This is a genomic window from Pantoea sp. RIT-PI-b (assembly GCF_001187905.1).
Classification (GTDB): Bacteria; Pseudomonadota; Gammaproteobacteria; order Enterobacterales; family Enterobacteriaceae; genus Pantoea; species Pantoea nemavictus.
In genome coordinates, this window is record NZ_LGIS01000015.1 from 39,808 (window position 1) to 59,644 (window position 19,837).

Annotated in this window: 22 protein-coding genes; 9 read left to right on the forward strand and 13 right to left on the reverse strand. The window is 54.1% G+C overall.

The features are described from left to right. The first annotated feature begins 131 nt into the window (after positions 1-131). Positions 132-575: a DUF3574 domain-containing protein gene (locus AC790_RS09240; RefSeq protein ID WP_036619897.1), complete on the forward strand. Its 444-nt coding sequence runs from the start codon at positions 132-134 to the stop codon at positions 573-575. A gap of 32 nt (positions 576-607) precedes the next feature. Here the strand turns inward: AC790_RS09240 and AC790_RS09245 are convergent, their stop codons facing one another. Further along, positions 608-1,792 carry a NupC/NupG family nucleoside CNT transporter gene (locus AC790_RS09245; protein WP_007885289.1) on the reverse strand — a complete coding sequence of 395 codons (1,185 nt, stop codon included), beginning with the start codon at positions 1,790-1,792 and terminating at the stop codon, positions 608-610. Between the two features lie 144 nt (positions 1,793-1,936). On the opposite strand from AC790_RS09245, the gene rph reads away from it, so the two are divergent. Both rph and pyrE read left to right on the forward strand, forming a co-directional pair. Further along, entirely contained in the window at positions 1,937-2,653 is a 717-nt protein-coding gene (gene rph / locus AC790_RS09250) for a ribonuclease PH (protein ID WP_007885290.1), read from the forward strand. 49 nt (positions 2,654-2,702) lie between these two features. Beyond that, positions 2,703-3,344 (forward strand): orotate phosphoribosyltransferase, encoded by a 642-nt coding sequence (gene pyrE, locus AC790_RS09255; RefSeq protein WP_007885291.1) that lies wholly within the window; start codon positions 2,703-2,705, stop codon positions 3,342-3,344. An 87-nt stretch (positions 3,345-3,431) separates the two neighbouring features. On the opposite strand, the gene slmA is transcribed toward pyrE, so the two are convergent. From slmA to coaBC, 3 genes are all read right to left on the reverse strand, one after another. Beyond that, a complete protein-coding gene (gene slmA, locus AC790_RS09260; RefSeq protein WP_049851573.1) occupies positions 3,432-4,028 on the reverse strand; it encodes a nucleoid occlusion factor SlmA in 597 nt (198 codons plus the stop codon). A gap of 116 nt (positions 4,029-4,144) precedes the next feature. Further along, positions 4,145-4,603 carry a dUTP diphosphatase gene (gene dut / locus AC790_RS09265; protein WP_007885294.1) on the reverse strand — a complete coding sequence of 153 codons (459 nt, stop codon included), beginning with the start codon at positions 4,601-4,603 and terminating at the stop codon, positions 4,145-4,147. Further along, positions 4,581-5,801 (reverse strand): bifunctional phosphopantothenoylcysteine decarboxylase/phosphopantothenate--cysteine ligase CoaBC, encoded by a 1,221-nt coding sequence (gene coaBC / locus AC790_RS09270; RefSeq protein ID WP_007885295.1) that lies wholly within the window; start codon positions 5,799-5,801, stop codon positions 4,581-4,583. Before coaBC ends, dut begins: the two co-directional genes overlap by 23 nt. 189 nt (positions 5,802-5,990) lie before the next feature. Here coaBC and radC point away from each other — a divergent pair, with 189 nt between their 5' ends. From radC to mutM, 4 genes are all read left to right on the forward strand, one after another. Then, complete coding sequence (radC, locus tag AC790_RS09275) at positions 5,991-6,647, forward strand: DNA repair protein RadC (protein WP_007885296.1); 657 nt, start codon at positions 5,991-5,993, stop codon at positions 6,645-6,647. 243 nt (positions 6,648-6,890) lie between these two features. Then, a complete protein-coding gene (gene rpmB / locus AC790_RS09280; RefSeq protein WP_007885297.1) occupies positions 6,891-7,127 on the forward strand; it encodes a 50S ribosomal protein L28 in 237 nt (78 codons plus the stop codon). An 11-nt stretch (positions 7,128-7,138) separates the two neighbouring features. Next, positions 7,139-7,306: a 50S ribosomal protein L33 gene (rpmG, locus tag AC790_RS09285; RefSeq protein WP_003024094.1), complete on the forward strand. Its 168-nt coding sequence runs from the start codon at positions 7,139-7,141 to the stop codon at positions 7,304-7,306. Positions 7,307-7,375: 69 nt separating this feature from the next. Then, a complete protein-coding gene (gene mutM, locus AC790_RS09290; protein ID WP_049851574.1) occupies positions 7,376-8,185 on the forward strand; it encodes a bifunctional DNA-formamidopyrimidine glycosylase/DNA-(apurinic or apyrimidinic site) lyase in 810 nt (269 codons plus the stop codon). Between the two features lies 1 nt (position 8,186). On the opposite strand, the gene coaD is transcribed toward mutM, so the two are convergent. From coaD to AC790_RS09320, 6 genes are all read right to left on the reverse strand, one after another. Further along, positions 8,187-8,672: a pantetheine-phosphate adenylyltransferase gene (coaD, locus tag AC790_RS09295; RefSeq protein WP_007885301.1), complete on the reverse strand. Its 486-nt coding sequence runs from the start codon at positions 8,670-8,672 to the stop codon at positions 8,187-8,189. Further along, positions 8,669-9,445 carry a glycosyltransferase family 2 protein gene (locus tag AC790_RS09300; protein WP_007885303.1) on the reverse strand — a complete coding sequence of 259 codons (777 nt, stop codon included), beginning with the start codon at positions 9,443-9,445 and terminating at the stop codon, positions 8,669-8,671. Before AC790_RS09300 ends, coaD begins: the two co-directional genes overlap by 4 nt. A gap of 3 nt (positions 9,446-9,448) precedes the next feature. Then, positions 9,449-10,723, reverse strand: a complete 1,275-nt coding sequence (gene waaA / locus AC790_RS09305) for a lipid IV(A) 3-deoxy-D-manno-octulosonic acid transferase (RefSeq protein WP_007885304.1) — start codon at positions 10,721-10,723, stop codon at positions 9,449-9,451. Positions 10,724-10,808: 85 nt separating this feature from the next. Continuing rightward, positions 10,809-11,942, reverse strand: coding sequence for a glycosyltransferase family 4 protein (locus tag AC790_RS09310; protein WP_007885305.1), 1,134 nt, complete (start codon positions 11,940-11,942; stop codon positions 10,809-10,811). Continuing rightward, complete coding sequence (rfaQ, locus tag AC790_RS09315) at positions 11,935-13,011, reverse strand: putative lipopolysaccharide heptosyltransferase III (RefSeq protein WP_049851575.1); 1,077 nt, start codon at positions 13,009-13,011, stop codon at positions 11,935-11,937. Before rfaQ ends, AC790_RS09310 begins: the two co-directional genes overlap by 8 nt. Positions 13,012-13,084: 73 nt before the next feature. Continuing rightward, complete coding sequence (locus AC790_RS09320) at positions 13,085-14,074, reverse strand: glycosyltransferase (protein ID WP_072093415.1); 990 nt, start codon at positions 14,072-14,074, stop codon at positions 13,085-13,087. A gap of 165 nt (positions 14,075-14,239) precedes the next feature. Between AC790_RS09320 and AC790_RS09325 the strand changes: the two genes are divergently transcribed. Continuing rightward, positions 14,240-15,259, forward strand: a complete 1,020-nt coding sequence (locus AC790_RS09325; RefSeq protein WP_007885309.1) for a glycosyltransferase family 9 protein — start codon at positions 14,240-14,242, stop codon at positions 15,257-15,259. Here the strand turns inward: AC790_RS09325 and AC790_RS09330 are convergent. The 3 genes from AC790_RS09330 to AC790_RS09340 form a co-directional block, all read right to left on the reverse strand. Next, a complete protein-coding gene (locus AC790_RS09330; RefSeq protein ID WP_049851577.1) occupies positions 15,256-16,362 on the reverse strand; it encodes a glycosyltransferase in 1,107 nt (368 codons plus the stop codon). The genes AC790_RS09325 and AC790_RS09330 overlap by 4 nt on opposite strands. Positions 16,363-16,435: 73 nt before the next feature. Then, a complete protein-coding gene (tdh, locus tag AC790_RS09335) occupies positions 16,436-17,464 on the reverse strand; it encodes an L-threonine 3-dehydrogenase (protein WP_049851578.1) in 1,029 nt (342 codons plus the stop codon). An 11-nt stretch (positions 17,465-17,475) separates the two neighbouring features. Beyond that, on the reverse strand, positions 17,476-18,672 hold the full coding sequence (locus tag AC790_RS09340; protein WP_049851579.1) for a glycine C-acetyltransferase: 1,197 nt from the start codon (positions 18,670-18,672) through the stop codon (positions 17,476-17,478). Positions 18,673-18,903: 231 nt separating this feature from the next. On the opposite strand from AC790_RS09340, the gene rfaD reads away from it, so the two are divergent. After that, positions 18,904-19,836, forward strand: a complete 933-nt coding sequence (gene rfaD / locus AC790_RS09345) for an ADP-glyceromanno-heptose 6-epimerase (protein WP_049851580.1) — start codon at positions 18,904-18,906, stop codon at positions 19,834-19,836. The last annotated feature ends 1 nt before the right edge of the window (position 19,837 follow it).

The window sequence follows — 19,837 nt, forward strand, 5'->3', positions numbered from 1 at the left end:
TGGATGAAGTATAGCGAGGCAGGCTCGACGCTAACAGGCATAAGCGTACATAAGCTTGAATAACAAAAAATTTCCGCTTTTGGCGACAGGCACTTATGCTTAGCGCTGGTTCACATCTTGAGGATGAAGTGATGTTCCGCTCTGTGGCTCTCCCGGTTTTATTGACCTTCCTGCTCGCTGGATGTCAGGCGCCTTCGACACCGCGTGAACAAATTCCGCCCAACACGGCACCCGTAGCAGTATGCGGTTCTGGTGAAGTCATGATGCAAACGACATTGTGGTTTGGCATGAATAAGCCAAAAGGCGGCACGGTGAGCAGCCTTGAGTGGCAACAATTTGTCGATAACGATGTGACTCCGCGCTTCAAAGACGGGCTGTCGGTATATGACGCGAAGGGACAGTGGCTGGGCGAAAACGGTAAGCTGGCGCGGGAAAACAGTAAGGCGCTGATGCTGATTCACCATCCCGATCACAGCAGCTCGGAGAGTATTAACGGATTACGTGACATCTATAAAAAGCGTTTCGAGCAGGAATCCGTAATGCGTGTTGATTCACTGGTGTGCGTGGCGTTTTAAATAAAGGGCGGCCGCTCAGCCGCCCTTTATCATCAGATAAACAGCCCGGCAAATGCGGCAGAGAGCAGGCTCACCAGCGTTGAGCCATAAACCAGCTTCCAGCCAAATCGTGAGACCACATTGCCCTGTTTTTCATTCAGACCTTTGATCGCCCCGGCAACAATGCCGATAGAGGCGAAGTTAGCGAACGATACCAGGAACACCGACAGAATGCCCAGCCCGCGTGGCGTCATCTCAGCGGCGACTTTTTTCAGCTCAATCATCGCGACAAACTCATTCGCCACCAGCTTGGTCGCCATAATACTGGCTGCCTGCAGCGCATCGGCGGACGGAATGCCCACCAGCCACGCAAACGGATAGAACACATAACCTAGCAGATGTTGGAAGCTGTAGCCGAATACCGCCGCGAACAGCGCATTTATCGCCGCAATCAGCGCGATAAAACCAATCAGCATTGCCATGATGATCATCGCCACTTTAAAACCGGCGAGAATGTATTCCCCCAGCATCTCAAAGAAACTCTGATCTTCGTGCAGCTTATCCAGCGCAATCTGTTCTTCATTTTCCGGACGCGTCGGATTGATGATCGACAGAATAATAAAGGTGCTGAACATGTTGAGCAGCAGCGCCGCAACCACATATCTGGCATCAATCATCGACATATAGGCCCCGACAATCGACAGAGAAACTGTCGACATCGCGGTTGCGGCCATGGTGTACATACGCGGTGCGGAGATATCGCCGAGAATGCCTTTATAAGCGATAAAGTTCTCCGACTGGCCGAGAATCAAGGTACTGACGGCGTTAAAGGACTCCAGCTTGCCCATGCCGTTCACTTTCGACAGTAGCGTGCCAAAGAAACGAATCAGCAGCGGCAGAATACGCCAGTGCTGCAAAATACCAATCAGGGCAGAAATAAACACAATCGGGCACAGTACGCCGAGGAAAATAAATGCCAGGCCCTGATCGGCCATATTGCCAAACACAAAGTTGGTACCCTGAGCGGCATAGGTCAGCAAGGTTTCGAAGAAGCCGCCGACGGCGGTAACCACGGATTGGCCACCGGCAGAATGCAGGAAAAACCAACCCAGCGCCGCTTCTACGATCAGCAGTTGAATAATAAAACGCGGACGAATCCGTTTGCGGTCATGGCTGACCAACAGCGCAAGGGCAAAGATTACCACCAGCGCCAGCAGAAAATGCAGTATCGCTATCATCGTTTATCTTTTTTAGGGAGGAAACGCGCATTTAGCCACAGCCACAGCGGAATTTCATCCGGGATTGCGCCGATCGCGGGCAGGACAGCCGCGCATGAAGTCCGTATAATGCGCAGCCAAACCTAAGCAAGCCGGAGAGAAACCATGCGTCCAGCAGGCCGTAGTGCATCAGAAACACGTCCCGTCACCCTTACTCGTCACTACACCAAACATGCAGAAGGCTCTGTGCTGGTTGAGTTTGGCGAAACCAAAGTGCTGTGCACCGCCACCGTTGAAGAGAGTGTGCCGCGTTTCCTTAAAGGCAAAGGTCAGGGCTGGATTACCGCAGAATATGGCATGCTGCCGCGTTCTACCCACAGCCGCATGGCGCGTGAAGCGGCTAAAGGTAAGCAAGGCGGACGTACGCTGGAGATTCAACGTCTGATTGCGCGTTCACTGCGCGCCGCAGTGGATCTGGAAGCCTTAGGTGAATTTACTATCACACTGGATTGCGACGTGATTCAGGCCGATGGCGGCACGCGTACCGCTTCTATTACCGGTGCCTGCGTGGCATTAGCCGATGCGTTAAATGCATTGGTTGCCGCAGGCAAACTGAAAGCCAGCCCGTTGAAAGGTATGGTGGCGGCAATTTCCGTCGGCATCGTGGGCGGTGAAGCGCTGTGCGATCTGGAATACGTGGAAGATTCCGCCGCTGAAACTGACATGAACGTGGTGATGACCGAGGATGGTCGCATGATTGAAGTGCAGGGCACCGCAGAAGGTGAACCGTTCAGCCACGAAGAGTTACTGCAGCTGCTGGCGCTGGCGCGAGGCGGCATTGAGCAGTTGATTCAGGCGCAAAAAGCAGCGCTAGCGAATTGATGTAACAGGCGACCTTAGAGTCGCCTTTTCTTTATTTGAGGAGTGAGAAATGAAAGCCTGGCAGCGTCAGTTTATTGAATTCGCCCTGAACAAAGGGGTACTGAAGTTTGGTGAGTTCACCCTAAAGTCGGGTCGTATTAGCCCCTATTTCTTTAACGCCGGATTGTTTAATACCGGCCGCGATTTAGCGCTGCTGGGCCGTTTCTACGCGCAGGCACTGGTGGATGGCGGAGTTGATTTCGACCTGCTGTTTGGCCCGGCGTATAAAGGCATTCCCATTGCCACCACCACCGCGGTGGCGCTGGCCGATCATCACGAGCGCGACGTGCCTTACTGCTTCAATCGCAAAGAAGCCAAAGATCATGGCGAAGGTGGCTTGCTGGTGGGCAGCCCGCTCCAAGGCAAAGTGATGCTGGTGGACGATGTGATTACCGCCGGCACCGCGATTCGTGAATCGATGGATATTATCAGCGCGCATAACGCGACTTTAGCGGGTGTGCTGATTTCGCTGGATCGTCAGGAGCGTGGTCGCAGCGATATTTCAGCCATCCAGGAAGTGGAGCGTGACTACAAGTGTAAAGTCACCGCCATTATTACGCTGGCTGAGTTGATTGATTATCTGGAAGAGAAGCCAGAGATGGCTGACCATCTGGCGAAAGTGCGCGCGTATCGCAAAGAGTACGGGATTTAATTATTCGGCAATTGTGCGTTCGGTAATGAGGTTGCCATGAATGGCAACCCTACACTGTAGGGTCGCCATTCATGCTGACCTGCTCTTTTAAACCAACTGCGCAGCCATCAGCGGCCAGCGGCTATCGAAATCCGCGGTAGGGCGAAAACGGAATTCGGAACGCACATAGCGCGACAGCAATCCTTCGCAGAACGCCAGCAGCTGGCTCGCTAACAGCGTTTCGTCGCTTTGAAAACCTTCGCCATCACGCATTTTCTTCTCGCGCATCACCTGACGCAGCTGCACTTCAATACGTTCAAACAGCTGATTGATACGCCCTTGCAGGCGATCCTGTTCAAACATCAGTGCGTGGCCGGTCAAAATGCGCGTCAGCCCCGGATTACGCTCACCAAATCCCAGAATCAGCTGCACGATTAAACGCAGTCGCGTCAGCGTCTCTTTTTCATCTTTCAGGATTAGATTGATGCGGGTAATCAGACTGTCTTCAATAAACTCGATGAGGCTATCGAACATCCGCGTTTTGCTGGGAAAGTGGCGGTACAACGCCGCTTCTGAAACGCCTACATTGGCTGCCAGCTTCGCGGTGGTGATGCGCTGACTGCCATCGCCCGACTCCAGCATCTGCGCCAGCGCCTGCAAAATCTCTTCGCGACGATTCCGTTTCGCGACTTTTTTTTCTGCCATGACCTTCAACACCCCTGAAATTCACCAAAAACAGGCAATACTGCCTCATCTGCCACAGACAAAGCGGCCCGTGGCGACAAGAAATAAAAAGATGGCTAAGCGAAAAGTGTCGCGTGTTACTGGCGGCCTGAGTGACCGAATCCGCCCGCACCGCGGTCGCTGGTGTCAAAATCTTCCACCAGGTTAAATTCGGCCTGTACCACCGGCACGAAGACCAGCTGCGCCAGACGGTCGCCCGGCTGCAGCGTGAAGCTGTCCTGACCACGGTTCCAGACGGAAACCATCAGCTGTCCCTGATAATCGGAGTCGATTAAACCGACCAGATTGCCCAGCACGATGCCATGTTTATGGCCAAGGCCAGAGCGCGGCAGAATGACGGCGGCAAGCGCAGGATCGGCGATGTGAATCGCCAGGCCTGTTGGTACCAACGTGGTCATGCCCGGTGCGATTTCCAGTGCGTCATCCAGGCAGGCGCGCAAATCGAGACCAGCGGAACCAGAGGTTGCATAGGTTGGCAGCGGAAATTCGTTGCCCACGCGTGCATCAAGAATTTTAACGTCGATTTTTTTCATCATAACGGCTGACAATCTCGTCTATTAATTGTTGGCCAAGGAGCGTCTTATCACTGAGCGGTAAGACTTTTTCTCCTTCCTGCCAAAAAAGGTGAAGAGCATTGGTGTCGCTATTGAAGCCCTGACCCGCCTGCGCCACATCATTGGCACAAATCAGATCGAGGTTTTTTCGCGCCCGTTTTTGCCGCGCGTATTCTTCCACATTCTGGGTTTCAGCAGCAAATCCCACAACGTAAGGGCGATTTTCCTGCAGCGCCGCTACGCCTGCGACAATATCGGGGTTCTTCACCAACTGCAGCGTGACGTTATCATCGCCACCCTGTTTTTTGATTTTCTCTGCGGCAATCGTGGCCGCCCGGTAGTCTGCCACGGCTGCGCTGGCAATGAAAATATGTTGTTGCCCGATTTGCGCCATCACAGCTGCTTCCATCTCTAATGCGCTGTCGACATCTACGCGCTGAACGCCTGGCGGTGTTGAAAGCGCAACCGGGCCCGCTACCAGCGTCACCTTCGCACCGCGTTTTGCCGCGGCGGCGGCAATCGCAAAGCCCATCTTACCTGAGCTGTGATTGCTGATATAACGCACCGGGTCGAGCGCTTCGCGGGTTGGGCCGGCGGTGATCATAATGTTGAGATGTTGCAGATCGTTGACGGGCGCAGCCCATTCTAATGCGTACGCCACAATCGCCAGCGGATCGAGCATGCGGCCAGGACCAATATCGCCGCAGGCCTGGCTGCCGCTGTCGGGTCCCCAAATCAGCACGCCGCGTTGATGCAGATGCTGCAGATTCTCCTGGGTTATCGCTGCACGGTACATTTGCTGATTCATGGCGGGAACAATCGCGAGAGGCGCATCGCTGGCGAGACACGCCGTGGTGACCAGATCGTTCGCCATGCCGGCGGTGACGCGGGCAATCAGATCGGCAGTTGCGGGGGCTAACACAATCAAATCAGCCCACTTCGCCAGTTCAATATGGCCCATTGCTGCTTCTGCTGCTGGGTCGAGAAGGTCATCAAATACCGGATAACCGGAAACCGCCTGCAGGCTCAGCGGCGTAATAAAGGCTTTGGCCGCTTCGGTCATCATCACGCGCACATCTGCACCGCGATCGCGCAGTCGACGCACCAACTCCGGCGCTTTATACGCGGCAATGCCGCCGCTCACGCCCAGCAGAATTTTTTTACCGGCTAATCCCGTCATGTTCTTCGCCTCAACTTAAAGCAGATTGCCGCATTAATGGCGGCAGATGCAGGCAACTTTATCACAAAATCTTTAGCTCGCCTTTTCACTGCCTGCGGCCTTTGCGAGCCGCCTCTGAAATCGCGTTTTGTCTGCTGGCACGACGAGTGGCAGAGGCGCAGAATCGCCACAACGCAGGGAGAACAACGCATGACGGAACTGGCACCACGGGAAAAACTGTTGTTAATGGGCGCGGAGATGTTGAGTGATGCGGAGTTACTGGCGATTTTCTTGCGCACCGGTACCAGCAGCACCAGCGTGCTGTTGCTGGCGCATCAGATGCTGAACGAGTTTGGCTCGCTCTATCGCATTATGACGGCCAGCCAGCAGGAGCTTGGACAGATTAAGGGCGTGGGCAGCGCTAAGATGACGCAGCTGTATGCGATAGCTGAACTGGGACGGCGTTTCTTTGCCAGCCAGCTGGCGCGGGAAAATGTGATGGAAAATCCACAGGTGACACGCCATTACCTGCAGAGCGTGCTGGCGCATGAGGAGCGGGAAGTGTTTATGGCACTGTTCCTTGATAATCAGCATCGCGTATTACAGGCGCAGAAGATGTTTTCAGGGTCGATTGCCAGCGTGGAGGTGCACCCGCGTGAAATCGTGCGCGAAGCCCTGAAACTCAACGCAGCGGCCGTCATTCTGGCGCACAATCATCCTTCCGGCATTGCCGAACCCAGCCGGGCAGATCGTGATATCACCGGTAAAGTTGGCCAGGCGTGCGCGCTGCTTAATATCCGTTTACTTGATCATTTGGTGATCGGTCACGGCGAGTTTACCTCTTTCGCTGAGCGTGGTTGGTTGTAATTCAGCGATTCAATTGAACAGAAATGAGGCATTTTTGCGCGATCCAGAGGGATCTTTATCTGTTCGGGACTTGAGCACTCAGGCTGAGCGGCGTATACTACGCCACCTTTGAGAATCTCGGGTTTGGCGTTTGGGCCAGCTTAGCGGGTTCACATGGAACTCGCCTGGGCGGGCTAAGGCCTGACGAGGCGGCCAAAACCTAGTTTTTAAAGCTCGAGCTGATTTGATTTTTGGAGAATAGAAATGTCACGAGTCTGCCAGGTAACTGGAAAGCGTCCGGTAACGGGTAACAACCGTTCCCACGCAATGAACGCGACGAAACGCCGTTTCCTGCCGAACCTGCACTCTCACCGTTTCTGGGTTGAGAGCGAAAAGCGCTTCGTTACTCTGCGTGTATCTGCTAAAGGTATGCGTGTTATTGATAAAAAGGGCATCGATACGGTTCTGACCGAAATCCGCGCCCGTGGTGAGAAGTACTAAGGAACTGAATCATGGCTAAAGGTATTCGTGAGAAGATCAAGCTGGTTTCCTCTGCTGGTACAGGTCACTTCTATACCACCACGAAGAACAAACGTACTAAACCAGAGAAATTAGAACTGAAAAAGTTCGATCCGGTTGTACGTCAGCACGTTCTCTACAAAGAAGCTAAAATTAAGTAATTTTAGTGTTCTGAGAAAAACCCGGCTTCGGCCGGGTTTTTTGTTTCTGCGATTCGTTGAGGAGATGAGATGCCTGAATTACCTGAGGTAGAAACCAGTCGTCGCGGTATCGAACCCCACATGGTTGGTGCCACGATTCTGCATGCGGTAGTGCGTAATCCCCGTTTGCGCTGGCCGGTCTCGCATGAAATTCACGCGTTAAGCGACCAACCGGTATTGAGCGTGCAGCGTCGCGCCAAATATCTGCTGCTCGAACTGCCGCATGGCTGGATCATCATTCACCTCGGCATGTCCGGCAGCCTGCGTGTGCTACCCGTTGAACAGCCCGCAGCCAAACATGACCACGTCGATTTGGTGATGAGCAACGGCAAAGTGCTGCGTTACACCGATCCACGGCGTTTTGGTGCCTGGCTATGGAGCAACGACCTCGCAGGCAGCAGTGTGCTGGCGCATCTTGGACCAGAGCCACTAAGCAGCGAATTTGATGGTGTATACCTGTTTGAAAAGTCGCGCGGCAAACGCACAGTGATTAAACAGTGGCTGATGGATAACAAGGTTGTGGTGGGCGTCGGGAACATCTACGCCAGCGAGTCGCTGTTTACCGCCGGGATCTTGCCCGATCGTTCAGCGATGAGTTTGAGCCAGGAGGACGCGGAGCTGCTGGTTAACACCATCAAAGCGGTATTGCTGCGCTCGATTGAGCAGGGCGGCACCACGCTGCGTGATTTCCTGCAGACCGACGGTAAACCCGGCTACTTCGCGCAGCAGCTGCAGGTTTATGGTCGCGCCGGTGAGCCTTGCCGAGCCTGCGGTACGCCGATTGTCAGCGGCAAGCATGGCCAGCGCAGTACCTTCTGGTGCCCACGCTGCCAGCACTGAGTTAAGGCTGAGCCAGTCGCGCCAGTAACGCCTTATGCACTACGTCAGGCAGAAATGCCTGCACGTCACCGGCATGGCGCGCCACTTCTTTTACCAGCGAAGAAGAGACGAAGGAGAAACCTTCTGACGGCATCAGAAACACACTCTCCAGCGTTGGCAACAGGTGACGATTCATCTGCGCCAGCTGCAGCTCATACTCAAAATCTGATACCGCACGCAAACCGCGCACCAGCACGTTAGCGTTCTGTGCCTGGGCAAAATTCGCCATCAAATCGCTGAAACCAATGACTTCCACATTCGATAAATGCGCAGTTACCTGACGCGCCATATCGACGCGCTCATCCAGGCTGAACAACGGCTTTTTACTCGGACTGGCGGCAATCGCCACAACGATGTGATTAAACATCTTCGCTGCACGCGTCACAATATCCAGATGACCCAAGGTAAAGGGATCAAAGGTGCCGGGATAAATCGCTTTCGTACTCATACGCGACCTTGTGTTGAGGTGTGATGCAGCGCCCACAGCGCCGAATATTTGTTGAAGGTGTACTGCGCGTTGACCACCGCTAAAATCCAGCCCTGTTTACCGTCGAGAAAACCGGCGCGCAGCAGCAGCGTTTTTACAAACGCGCCGAGCGTGTGGCTAAAGATGGAGAACAGCCCGCAGCGTTTTCCGCGCTGAAAACGCTCCTGCGCCCAGGCTTCGGCATAATTCATCTGTTTACGCTGAAACGCAATCAGGTCGCGACAGGTAAGATGTTGCAGATCGCCCACCAGTTTCACCACTGGCGCACCTTGCGTCTCGAGTGATTCGTGTACCAGGTTGTCGTTGTAATTGAGCTTGCGCGGATAGAGGCGCATTACGCGGTCGGGATACCAACCGCTGTGGCGCATAAACCGACCAAGAAACAGATTACTGCGCCCGAGGCTGTAAACGTTATCCGAAGCGGGCTGGATGAGAACCTGCTCAATGGCATCACGCAGTTCTGGCGTGACGCGCTCGTCGGCATCGATCATCAAAATCATATCGCCCTGCGCATGCGCCTGCGCGCGCTGACGCTGTTTGCCAAACCCTTCCCAGCCTTCAGCCTGGAAGACCTGCGCGCCGTGATCGCGTGCCACCTGTACGGTGTTATCAGTACTACCGGAATCCAGCACCACAATCTCATCAGCCCAACTGACGGAAGCCAGCGCCTCCGGCAGCAGTTCAGCTTCGTTTTTGGCGATCATCACCACAGAGAGACGTTGGCGTTGCGACATGAGTTAGTGAGCTCGCGGCGGTAAATGAGGTTCGAGTAACTGTAGCAGACGCTGTAATGCGCCCTGATTCTGATGCAATACTTCTACTGCATGGCGGCCGTAGTAGCGGCGATAATCGTCATCCTGCAGCAAGTTCGCGACTTCTTTCTGTAGCGATACCACGTCAGTGACGGTAATCAGCCCTTCGGCCTGCTGCAATTTGGCGCAGATATCTTTGAAGTTCCAGATGTGCGGGCCCATCAGCACCGGAATGGCATGCGCCGCCGGCTCCAGCGGATTATGTCCACCGCGCTCTACCAGGCTGCCGCCAACAAAGGCGAGGTCAGCAATGCCGTACAGCATCATCAATTCGCCCATAGTGTCGCCAATCACCACTTGGGTGGAACTTGAGGGAATTTCACCGCTGCTGCGCAGCGTAAAGCTGAAGCCGCGTTTTTGCGTCAGATCGCAGGCATCTTTGAAACGTTCCGGGTGGCGCGGCACTAAAATCAGCAGCAGATCCGGGAATTGCTGCAACAGGCGGCGATGGGCATCGAGCACAATCGCTTCTTCGCCTTCATGAGTGCTGGTAGCGATCCATACCGGACGGCGCGACGCCCACTGACGACGCAGCGTCACCGCTTTGGCCGCCAGCTCTGGCGTCACCGAGATATCAAACTTCAGGCTGCCCGTAACGGTCAGATGCGAACGTTTCAGACCAAGGCTGAGAAAACGATCGCCATCTTCGGCGTTTTGCGCGGCAATCAGCGTAATGCGTTGCAGCAAATCACGCATAAAGCCACCGAGTTTTTTGTAGCCTTTGGCCGAGCGTTCAGACAGGCGCGCGTTGGCAATCACCAGCGGAATTTTGCGCTGGTGCAAAATGCGAATAATGTTTGGCCACAGCTCGGTCTCCATGATGATCACCAGTCGCGGGTCGACGGTATCGAGGAAACGATTGATCGAGCCTGGCAGATCATAAGGCAAATAAACGTGGTGCACGTCTTTACCAAACGCTGATTGCGCCCGCTCAGAGCCGGTTGGCGTCATGGTGGTGACGGTAATCGGTAGCGTTGGGTAGCGGTGGCGCAGAGCGCGCACCAGCGGCACCGCCGCCAGCGTTTCGCCGACGGAAACGGAATGCAGCACAATGCCATGTGGCAGGACTTTGCCGCTACAGTAGCCGTAGCGTTCTGCCCAGCGTTTACGGTAGGCTGGTGCTTTTCGACCGCGCAGCCACAGGCGCAGCCAGATTAGTGGCTGAATCAGGTAGAGCAAGGCTGTGTATAGAGTCGTCATAGTTACCGTTACGACAGAATCGCGTCAAAAAACAGATGAAAGGCGGCATGTTATCAGAAACTAGCCACCTGCTCATACCCCTTCATCAGCGGCTTTGCAGCACCTGCTGATAAAGTGAAGTCAGCGCCTGCGCCAGTCGCTGCGGACCAAAAGGTTCAATTCTGCGCCGTGCAGCTTCGCCCATGGCAGAATTGTGTGAAAGTGCCGGTGTGGCTTTTACTGCTTCGTTTAACGCGTTGATATCTAATGCATCGCAGACAAAACCTTCCTGCCCCGCGGTGATAAATTCCGCGCCGCCGCAGCCGGTGCTGGTGATCACCGCCAGCCCGCAGGCCATCGCTTCCAGTACCACGTTAGGGAAGGGATCATAAAGCGTTGGCAGCAGCAGCGCGTCAGCCGCATGGTAGAACGGTTGCACATCTTGCTGCACGCCGACAAAGCGCAAACGCTCCAGACAATTAAGCTGATTAGCCAGCTGCTGGTAGCGCGACAGCTGCTTATCCTGACCAACCACCACCAGATAGCGATCGCTTTTCGCCACGGCTTCAATCGCCGCCTTCAGTCCTTTGCGCTCAAAACCCGAGCCGACGTAAATCATCACCGTCGCCTCTTGCGGCAGCTTCAGCTGCTGGCGGGCTGCATGGCGCAATGCTTCGCTGGCAGGCTGGAAGCGCTGACTATCAATGGCGTTATGAATCACATGGATCTTGCTGGCATCGAGCGTGAAGTTGCGCAAGATATCCTGCTTCACCATCTCTGAATTACAGATCACCGCCTTTAACGACGGTGCGTTGAACATCTCGTTTTCCGCCTGCAATACGTAGCGATGATAAGGACTTAGGCTGGCGCTTAAACGCTGCCAGGGCGACACAATGCGCGCGCGCTGTTCCAGCCATACGCGGTGTACGCCATCGCCAGCGCGGAAGATATCGCACCCGGCAATGCGCTCATGGCTCTGCACAATATCGAACTTTTCCCGCTCCCAGCAGGCGCGTGCGGCGCGCGCAAAACCACGCTCACGCGAGATGCGGCCGAATTTAGCCGGATTACAGATATGCAGATGCCATGCCGGATTTGGCGTGCCCTGCCAGCTGCGGGTAATAATGTTGAGATCGAGCTGCTCGCTGTCCAGCGCTTCCAGTGCACGTGAAATAAAACGTTCGGCACCGCCATCTGGACGATATTTCTGCCGGACGATAGCCAGGCGTAACTTACTCATGCAAAAAACTCCGGGCGGCCACAATCACATCCTCAACGGGAATGGCAGAAAGATAGCGCTGTTGCGTATTGGTATCGATCGCGTCTGGTGACGGCAGCGGGCCATAATCACCGGCCCAAATCACGCGGTTGTTCTCGCCCCACGGTCGCCAGTGCTGCAGTTTGGTTGGGCCAAACAGCGCGAGGCAGGGCGTCTCCAGCGCGGCAGCCATGTGCATTGGCGCAGAGTCCACGCCGATAAACAGCTGTGCAGCATCAATAAGTGCAGCTAGCTGCGGCAAGGAGAGTTCACCGGCCAAAGACACGACATTAGGGCTGTGGCACAGCGCTTGAATATTGGCGATCATCACCCGCTCTTTCTGGTCCGGCGCAGCGGTCAGTACCACAGTGCGACCTTCGGCGGCGAGTGCATCAATCAACTGTGCCACCTTTTCATCTTCCCAGCATTTGAACAGCCAGCGTGAAGTGGGCTGAAGCACAATAAACGGGGAATGTACCGCATGCTGTGCCAGCACATCCTGCACTTTCTGTTGGTCGGCCGCGCTGAAATGCATTGAGGCTTTGGCGCCGGCTGCGCTGATACCCAGCGGCCTGAGCGCGGCCATATTCTGCTCAACCGTATGCAGCTGGTTATGATCGTCGGTACTCACCAGCTGGTTATGTATCCAGCGCCACAAAGCGTGGCTGCGTTTGGGGAAAGCAAAACCAATGCGCACCGGTGCGCCAGAAAGTCCGGTAATGATGGCGCTACGCCACTGGTCGGCGAGGTTAATCACGATGTCGTAATGGCAGGCGCGCACTGCGGAAATCAGAGCCATTTCATGACGGAATTTCTGCCAGCCACCCTCTTTCTTCCAGTTGCGATCGATGATGTGTAACTGGCGAATGGCGGGATGTGCCTCCAACATCGGAGAGGTTTCTTTATAGAGCAGAACGTCGATGTTGGCCTGTGGATAGCGCTGGCGAAGCGCATTGATCGCCGGCGTAGTCAGCAGCATATCGCCATGATGGCGTAGCTTGATTAATAGAATGTTTTTCGCCGCAAATGGGTCTGGAATCGGACTTGCCATACTCAAATGATCTCAGAATTCAGTCAGCTGATTGTAGGGCAAACCCCACAGGCGTGAAAGCCAGGCGTAGCGCTTATTTCCTGCGCCAGCGATAAATCCGGCTCAGCCATAACAGCAGCTGATACCACTGCTGTACGCCGCGCGCGTTACGCAACATGCGTTTGTGCGTTTGCGTGGCAAACAGGTCTGCAATCATCGCCTGGCGTGCGGACTCGTCGGGCTCACGGCGAATACAGTGACAAACGCTGAGTGCCTCATGGGTAATCTGGTAGTGAAACGCCGGGTAGATTTTCACTTTATGGCGATAGCGTGCATTGATCTCTTCCAGTAATTGCGCAATTTTCAGGTAATGGCGCTGATACTCCACGTTGCGCTGACCGGTGCGCTTACGGTTGCTGATAGAGGCATCATGCATGTAATAGCAATACAGCACCTGGTCGGTATAGCGCACCCGTTTAGCGTTCAGCATGAACTCGGTGGTCCAGGGAATGTCCTGATGGTGCAGGCCTGGCTCAAAATCGAGTTTTATCTGTTCGATTAATTCGCGGCGGTAAATTCCTAACCACACCACATGCATATAACGATGCGTTTGCAGCGCTTTGTTGAGCCACTCTGGACCGCTCAGCACTTCAGTGCTGGTCAGGCGATCGAGCGGAATCAGAGGTTTCACTTGCTGGCTGGCTTTAAAAAACCACTCCGCATTGCACTGTGCGGCATCGAGATTATCGCGTTCTGCCATCTCAACCAGCGTTTGATACATCGCCGGATCCATGGTGTCGTCAGCATCCGGAAACGAAACATACTTGCCACGTGCCAATGCTAAGCCAGCATTGCGGGCGCGTGATACGCCGCCATTGGCCTGATGGATGACCTCAACATGTTGGTATTGCTGCGCATAAGCGTCAGCACGGGCACCCGAACCGTCAGTGGAACCATCATCAACGATGATGATTTCCAGCGAGGTTAATGTTTGTGCCAGCAGCGACTGCATGAAAGACTCAAACATCGCACCTGCATTAAACATAGGTGTGATGACAGTGAGTAATGGTGTTTTATTCGACATGGCTTAACTAATAATTTACGTATCTATGAGGTTAATTATTAGTAAGGAACTCAGAACTTATTACACAATAATGGTCAAAAGCGTTTTGCTCGTTAGCATTCCTGCATCTTTAAGAGTTTGTCGACGCTGAGCGTTCGATAAAAACTCCTCAATCTGGGCATCAGCATGAAAAATATTCTCGTGATTAGGCGCGACAACATTGGCGATATGGTGTGTACCACGCCGCTACTGGAAGGTTTGAAACTGGCTTTTCCCGATGCAAAGCTGACGCTGCTGGTGAACAAAGTTGCTGAGGATGTGGTGAGCCATAATCCACATGTTGATCGCTTATATGTTTATAAGAAAGCCAAGCATCGCAGTAAAAACGAAACCACGCTGGGCGTTTACTGGCAGCGCGTGAAGGTCATGCTGGCGCTGCGTAAAACACGCTTTGATGCCACGATTCTGGCGAATCCTGTGCCGTGCAAATATAGCCTGCGGTTGGCGAAAATGGCCGGTGCAGGCAACGTAATTGGCGCGGCTCAGACTGATGCCGAGCTTGATCATCCTTTCCAGAAAAGCGATTTCCGTGGCGAGCATCAGGTTGAACACACCTATTCGTATCTCTCAGCGCTGACCCAAACCCCGCCAGCCGTCCCTGCGGTCAATCTCTATCTTTCCGCAAGCGAACGTGAAGTGGCGGCTAAGCGCGTTAGCGCACTGTTCCCCCAACCGGGCAAAGTTTACGGCGTGCACATCAGCAGTCGCAGCCCTAAACGCCGCTGGCCGGTGGCGTCCTATGCGGCTTTTATCAATAAGCTGCTGGAGGATGAACAGGCACAGGTACTGGTGTTTTGGTCGCCGCAGGGAACGCTTGATCTCAATGATAAAGGAGATGCGGCACGCAGCGATGAGCTGATGCAATGCGTAAACTCACCGCGGGTGGCGCGCTATCCCACCGCATCGGTTCGCGAATTGGTGGCAGGTTTTGATCGCTGTGAGCAGATTCTGTGTAGCGATGGTGGGCAGATGCATCTTGCCGCCGGGTTGCATAAAAAACAGGTAGTTTTCTTTGGCGATACTGACGCCAGCCAATGGCATCCGTGGTCGGGGGAGTATCAAATTATGCAGACCGATTCGGGCGAGTGTCGTGATATCTCACTAGAAACGGTCTGGCAAGCGTGGCAGCAATTGCAGCAGCGTTAACGTGACGCGAGTTCGACATATTGACGGCTGATGGCCGTCACATCGTATTGATTAAGTGCCTCTTCATTTATTTCCGGCAGTTGGTCATAAACCTCGACCATCTTGCGGGCTAATGCGCCCGCATCAATCTCGGTGAGCATTTCTGGCATGCCGGCTTTGACCAGAATTTCCTCTGGACCGCCCGGGCAGCGGGTACTGATTACCGGCGTGCCAAGCATCAAAGACTCCACGATCACATTGCCAAAACCTTCGCTGTCCGAACTCATCACCATCAGGTGCGCATGTTTGATGTATGGGAACGGGTTGGATTGAAAACCGAGGAATAGCACGCGATCGGCAATGTTGAGCGTTTGTGCCAGCTGTTTCGCTGCGGCAATGCGTTCTTCAGTGCCGGTGCCAAGCAGCACCAGCTTAGCGCGAGATGCCAGTCCAGATTGCGCAAAGGCTTCCAGCAGACGATCCTGGCGTTTTTGCGGATGGATGCGCGCCACGTTGATCAGGTATTCACTGCCAGCCAGATCGCAGGCGTCATTCGCGCGCGCGCGTAATGTTTGTAAATCAAACGGATTGTTGATGACGGCGGTTTTGGCGGGGTGCACATCCATCACATCAACCATGTCATCCAGCACGGCTTGCGACACAGCAGTGATATTACGCTGTTGATAAATGCCGGCCATTTTGCGCTTTTTCAACCAGTAGTTGAGTCCTTTACGGTGTCCCAAATAGGTTGAAGAGAGCACGCCATGAATGCAGTACCACAAGCGGGCTGCATCGATAGCTTTACTGCGCGCAACGATGCGGTCAGTTTTATGCAGATTGGAAATGACCAGGTCGTACTTGCCGTTCTGCGCCTCATCCTGACGTAACACTTCATCAAGCTTATTAGCGCGACGCGACAATTCGGTCAGCTTGCGCCACGGCGCACTGCTGGGTGAGGTAATCACACGATATTCAATGCCTTCAGGCAGCGCATAGGCGCAGGTTTCATCGAGTGAGTAGAGCGTAACGTGATGTCCCATTTTATGAATCGATTCGCTCAGGGTTAACACGACTTTTTCCGCGCCGCCGCCCGGTAAACCATCAATAATCATCAAAATGCGCATATCACGTCCAAATGAGTGGCCAGTAAGAGCGCCCTTTATACCGTTTAGGTACTCAGGACGCTACACCGCGCGATTAATCCCAGCTCAATACCACTTTGCCGGATCGCCCCGAACGCATCTCATCAAAGCCCTGTTGGAACGCATCAATGTGATAACGATGGGTGATGATTGGCGTCAGATCGAGGCCAGACTGCACCAGTGCGGCCATTTTGTACCAGGTTTCAAACATCTCACGGCCGTAAATGCCTTTGATGAATAACCCCTTAAAGATCACCTGATTCCAGTCAATGGACATTTCGCCCGGTGGAATTCCCAGCAGCGCGATTCGGCCGCCGTGGTTCATGACGTCCAGCAAGGTACGAAACGCGGGTGGCGCACCGGACATTTCCAGTCCAACATCAAAGCCTTCGGTCATGCCAAGTTCGGTCATCACGTCACGCAGATTCTCCTGCGCCACATTAACCGCACGCGTTACGCCCATTTTACGCGCCAGCTCGAGGCGATATTCATTGATATCGGTGATCACCACATGGCGTGCGCCGACGTGTTTACACACCGCCGCCGCCATAATACCAATCGGGCCGGCACCAGAAATCAGTACATCTTCACCGACTAAATCAAACGAAAGCGCGGTGTGAACCGCATTGCCAAAGGGATCGAAAATGGCCGCCAGCTCATCAGAGATATTGTCGGGAATCTTGAAAGCATTAAAAGCCGGGATCACCAGATATTCGGCGAAGCAGCCCTGACGATTGACGCCGACACCGACCGTATTGCGGCATAAATGGGTGCGTCCCGCACGGCAGTTACGGCAATGACCGCAGGTGATGTGGCCTTCACCGGAGACGCGATCGCCAATGGCAAAACCTTTCACTTCCTGCCCCATGCCCACCACTTCACCCACATATTCGTGTCCGGTGATCATCGGTACCGGAATGGTTTTGCGTGACCAGTCGTCCCAGTTATAGATGTGCACGTCGGTGCCGCAGATGGCGGTTTTGCGGATCTTAATCAGCAGGTCATTGTGGCCCGGCTCCGGAATCGGTGCGTCGTTGACCATCCAGATGCCTTCTTCAGCTTTTAATTTGGCGAGTGCTTTCATGTCCTTGCTCCTTAAGCGATAACGCCCAGCTGCTGACCAATGCGCGTAAAGGCGGCAACCGCGTGTTCCAGCTGTGCCTGTGTATGTCCGGCCGAAATTTGTGTACGGATACGCGCCTGGCCTTGCGGCACCACCGGATAGAAGAAACCGGTGACGTAAATGCCTTCCTGCTGTAACAGGCTGGCGAATTGCTGCGCCACTTTGGCATCGCCCAGCATCACGGGAATGATGGCGTGGTCGGCTCCAGCCAGTGTGAAACCAGCGGCGGTCATTTGTTCGCGGAAGAAGCGCGCGTTTTCCCAGAGTCGCTGGCGTAAACCATCGCCTTCGCTTAGCAATTCCAGCACGCGCAGCGAGGCAGCCACAATCGCCGGCGCCAATGAGTTGGAGAACAGGTAAGGGCGCGAGCGCTGGCGCAGCCATTCCACAACCTCTTTCTTCGCTGCCACATAACCACCGGATGCGCCGCCCAGCGCTTTGCCCAGCGTGCCGGTCAGGATGTCGACGCGATCCATCACGCCGCAATATTCGTGCGTGCCGCGCCCGGCCGAGCCGACAAAGCCCACTGCATGCGAATCATCAACCATCACCAGTGCATCGAACTCATCCGCCAGATCGCAAATCCCCTGCAGATTGGCAATCACGCCATCCATAGAAAACACGCCGTCGGTGGCGATTAGGATATGACGCGCGCCTTTGTCGCGTGCTTCCTGCAAGCGTGCGCGCAGTTCGCTCATGTCATTGTTGGCATAACGAAAGCGCTGCGCTTTGCACAGACGCACGCCATCAATGATCGATGCATGATTGAGTGCATCCGAAATAATCGCGTCTTCCGCGCTGAGCAGCGTTTCAAACAGGCCGCCGTTGGCATCAAAGCAGGAGGAAAACAGAATGGCGTCTTCCATACCAAGGAATTCGGCTAACTTGTGCTCGAGCTGCTGGTGGATGTCTTGCGTGCCGCAGATAAAGCGCACTGAGGCCATGCCGAAGCCATGTGAATCCATGCCGTCTTTCGCCGCCTGGATTAATGCCGGATGATTAGCTAAACCCAAATAGTTATTGGCGCAAAAGTTGATGACGGGCGGGCTATTAGCGACGTTGATTTCCGCCTGCTGCGCCGACGTGATGGTGCGTTCTTGTTTGAACAATCCGTCGTGACGTGTTGTCTCAAGCTGTTGACGAATTTGCGAATAAAACTGACTGGACATGATTCTGCTCCTCAGATAGCAAAATTTTGGCACATATTACTGATCGAAAAGCGAATAGACGATATTTCAGCCATCAATATCTCGGTTTTGCAGCATAGTTCACGCTGCGGACAGGATTTGTGCAACGCTTCCGGAGTCATCTGGCTGCCTGCGTCTGGCTGAAATGTTATGATGTTAGGCATTCGTGGGTGAAACCTCCTGTTGCACCCCAACTCTTTAAAGGCAAAGCATATGATTATCGTAACCGGTGGCGCTGGCATGATTGGCAGCAACATTGTTAAAGCGCTGAACGACCGCGGTCTTACCGACATTTTGGTGGTGGATAATCTGAAGGATGGCACCAAGTTCGTGAATCTGGCCGATCTCGATATCGCTGATTACATGGATAAAGAGGAGTTCCTCAGCTACATCATGTCTGGCGAAGATCTGGGTCCAATCGAAGCGGTATTCCATGAAGGTGCTTGCTCGGCAACGACCGAATGGGATGGCAAGTACATGATGGATAACAACTATCAGTACTCGAAAGATCTGCTGCATTTCTGTCTGGAGCGTGAAATCCCGTTCCTGTACGCCTCTTCTGCCGCGACGTACGGTGGCCGCAATGAGAACTTCATCGAAGAGCGCCAGTACGAGCAGCCGCTGAACGTCTACGGCTACTCAAAAATGCTGTTCGATCACTATGTGCGCCAGATTCTGCCAGAAGCCGAATCACCGGTATGCGGATTCCGTTACTTCAACGTCTATGGTCCGCGTGAAGGTCATAAAGGTGGCATGGCCAGCGTGGCGTTCCATCTCAATACGCAGATCGGCAATGATGAAAATCCGAAGTTGTTCGAAGGCAGCGATGGCTTCCGCCGCGACTTTATCCATGTCGATGACGTGGTTGCCGTAAATCTGTGGTGCTGGGAAAACGGCGTATCCGGTATTTATAACTGCGGTACCGGCCGTGCCGAGTCTTTCCAGGAAGTGGCGGATGCGGTGCTGAACTTCCATCAGAAAGGCCAGATTGAGTACATTCCATTCCCGGATAAGCTGAAAGGTCGCTATCAGGCGTTTACTCAAGCCGATCTCACTAATCTGCGTGCAGCCGGTTACGACAAGCCATTTAAAACCGTCGCGCAAGGCGTGGGCGAATACATGGCCTGGCTAAACCGTAGCGCATAAG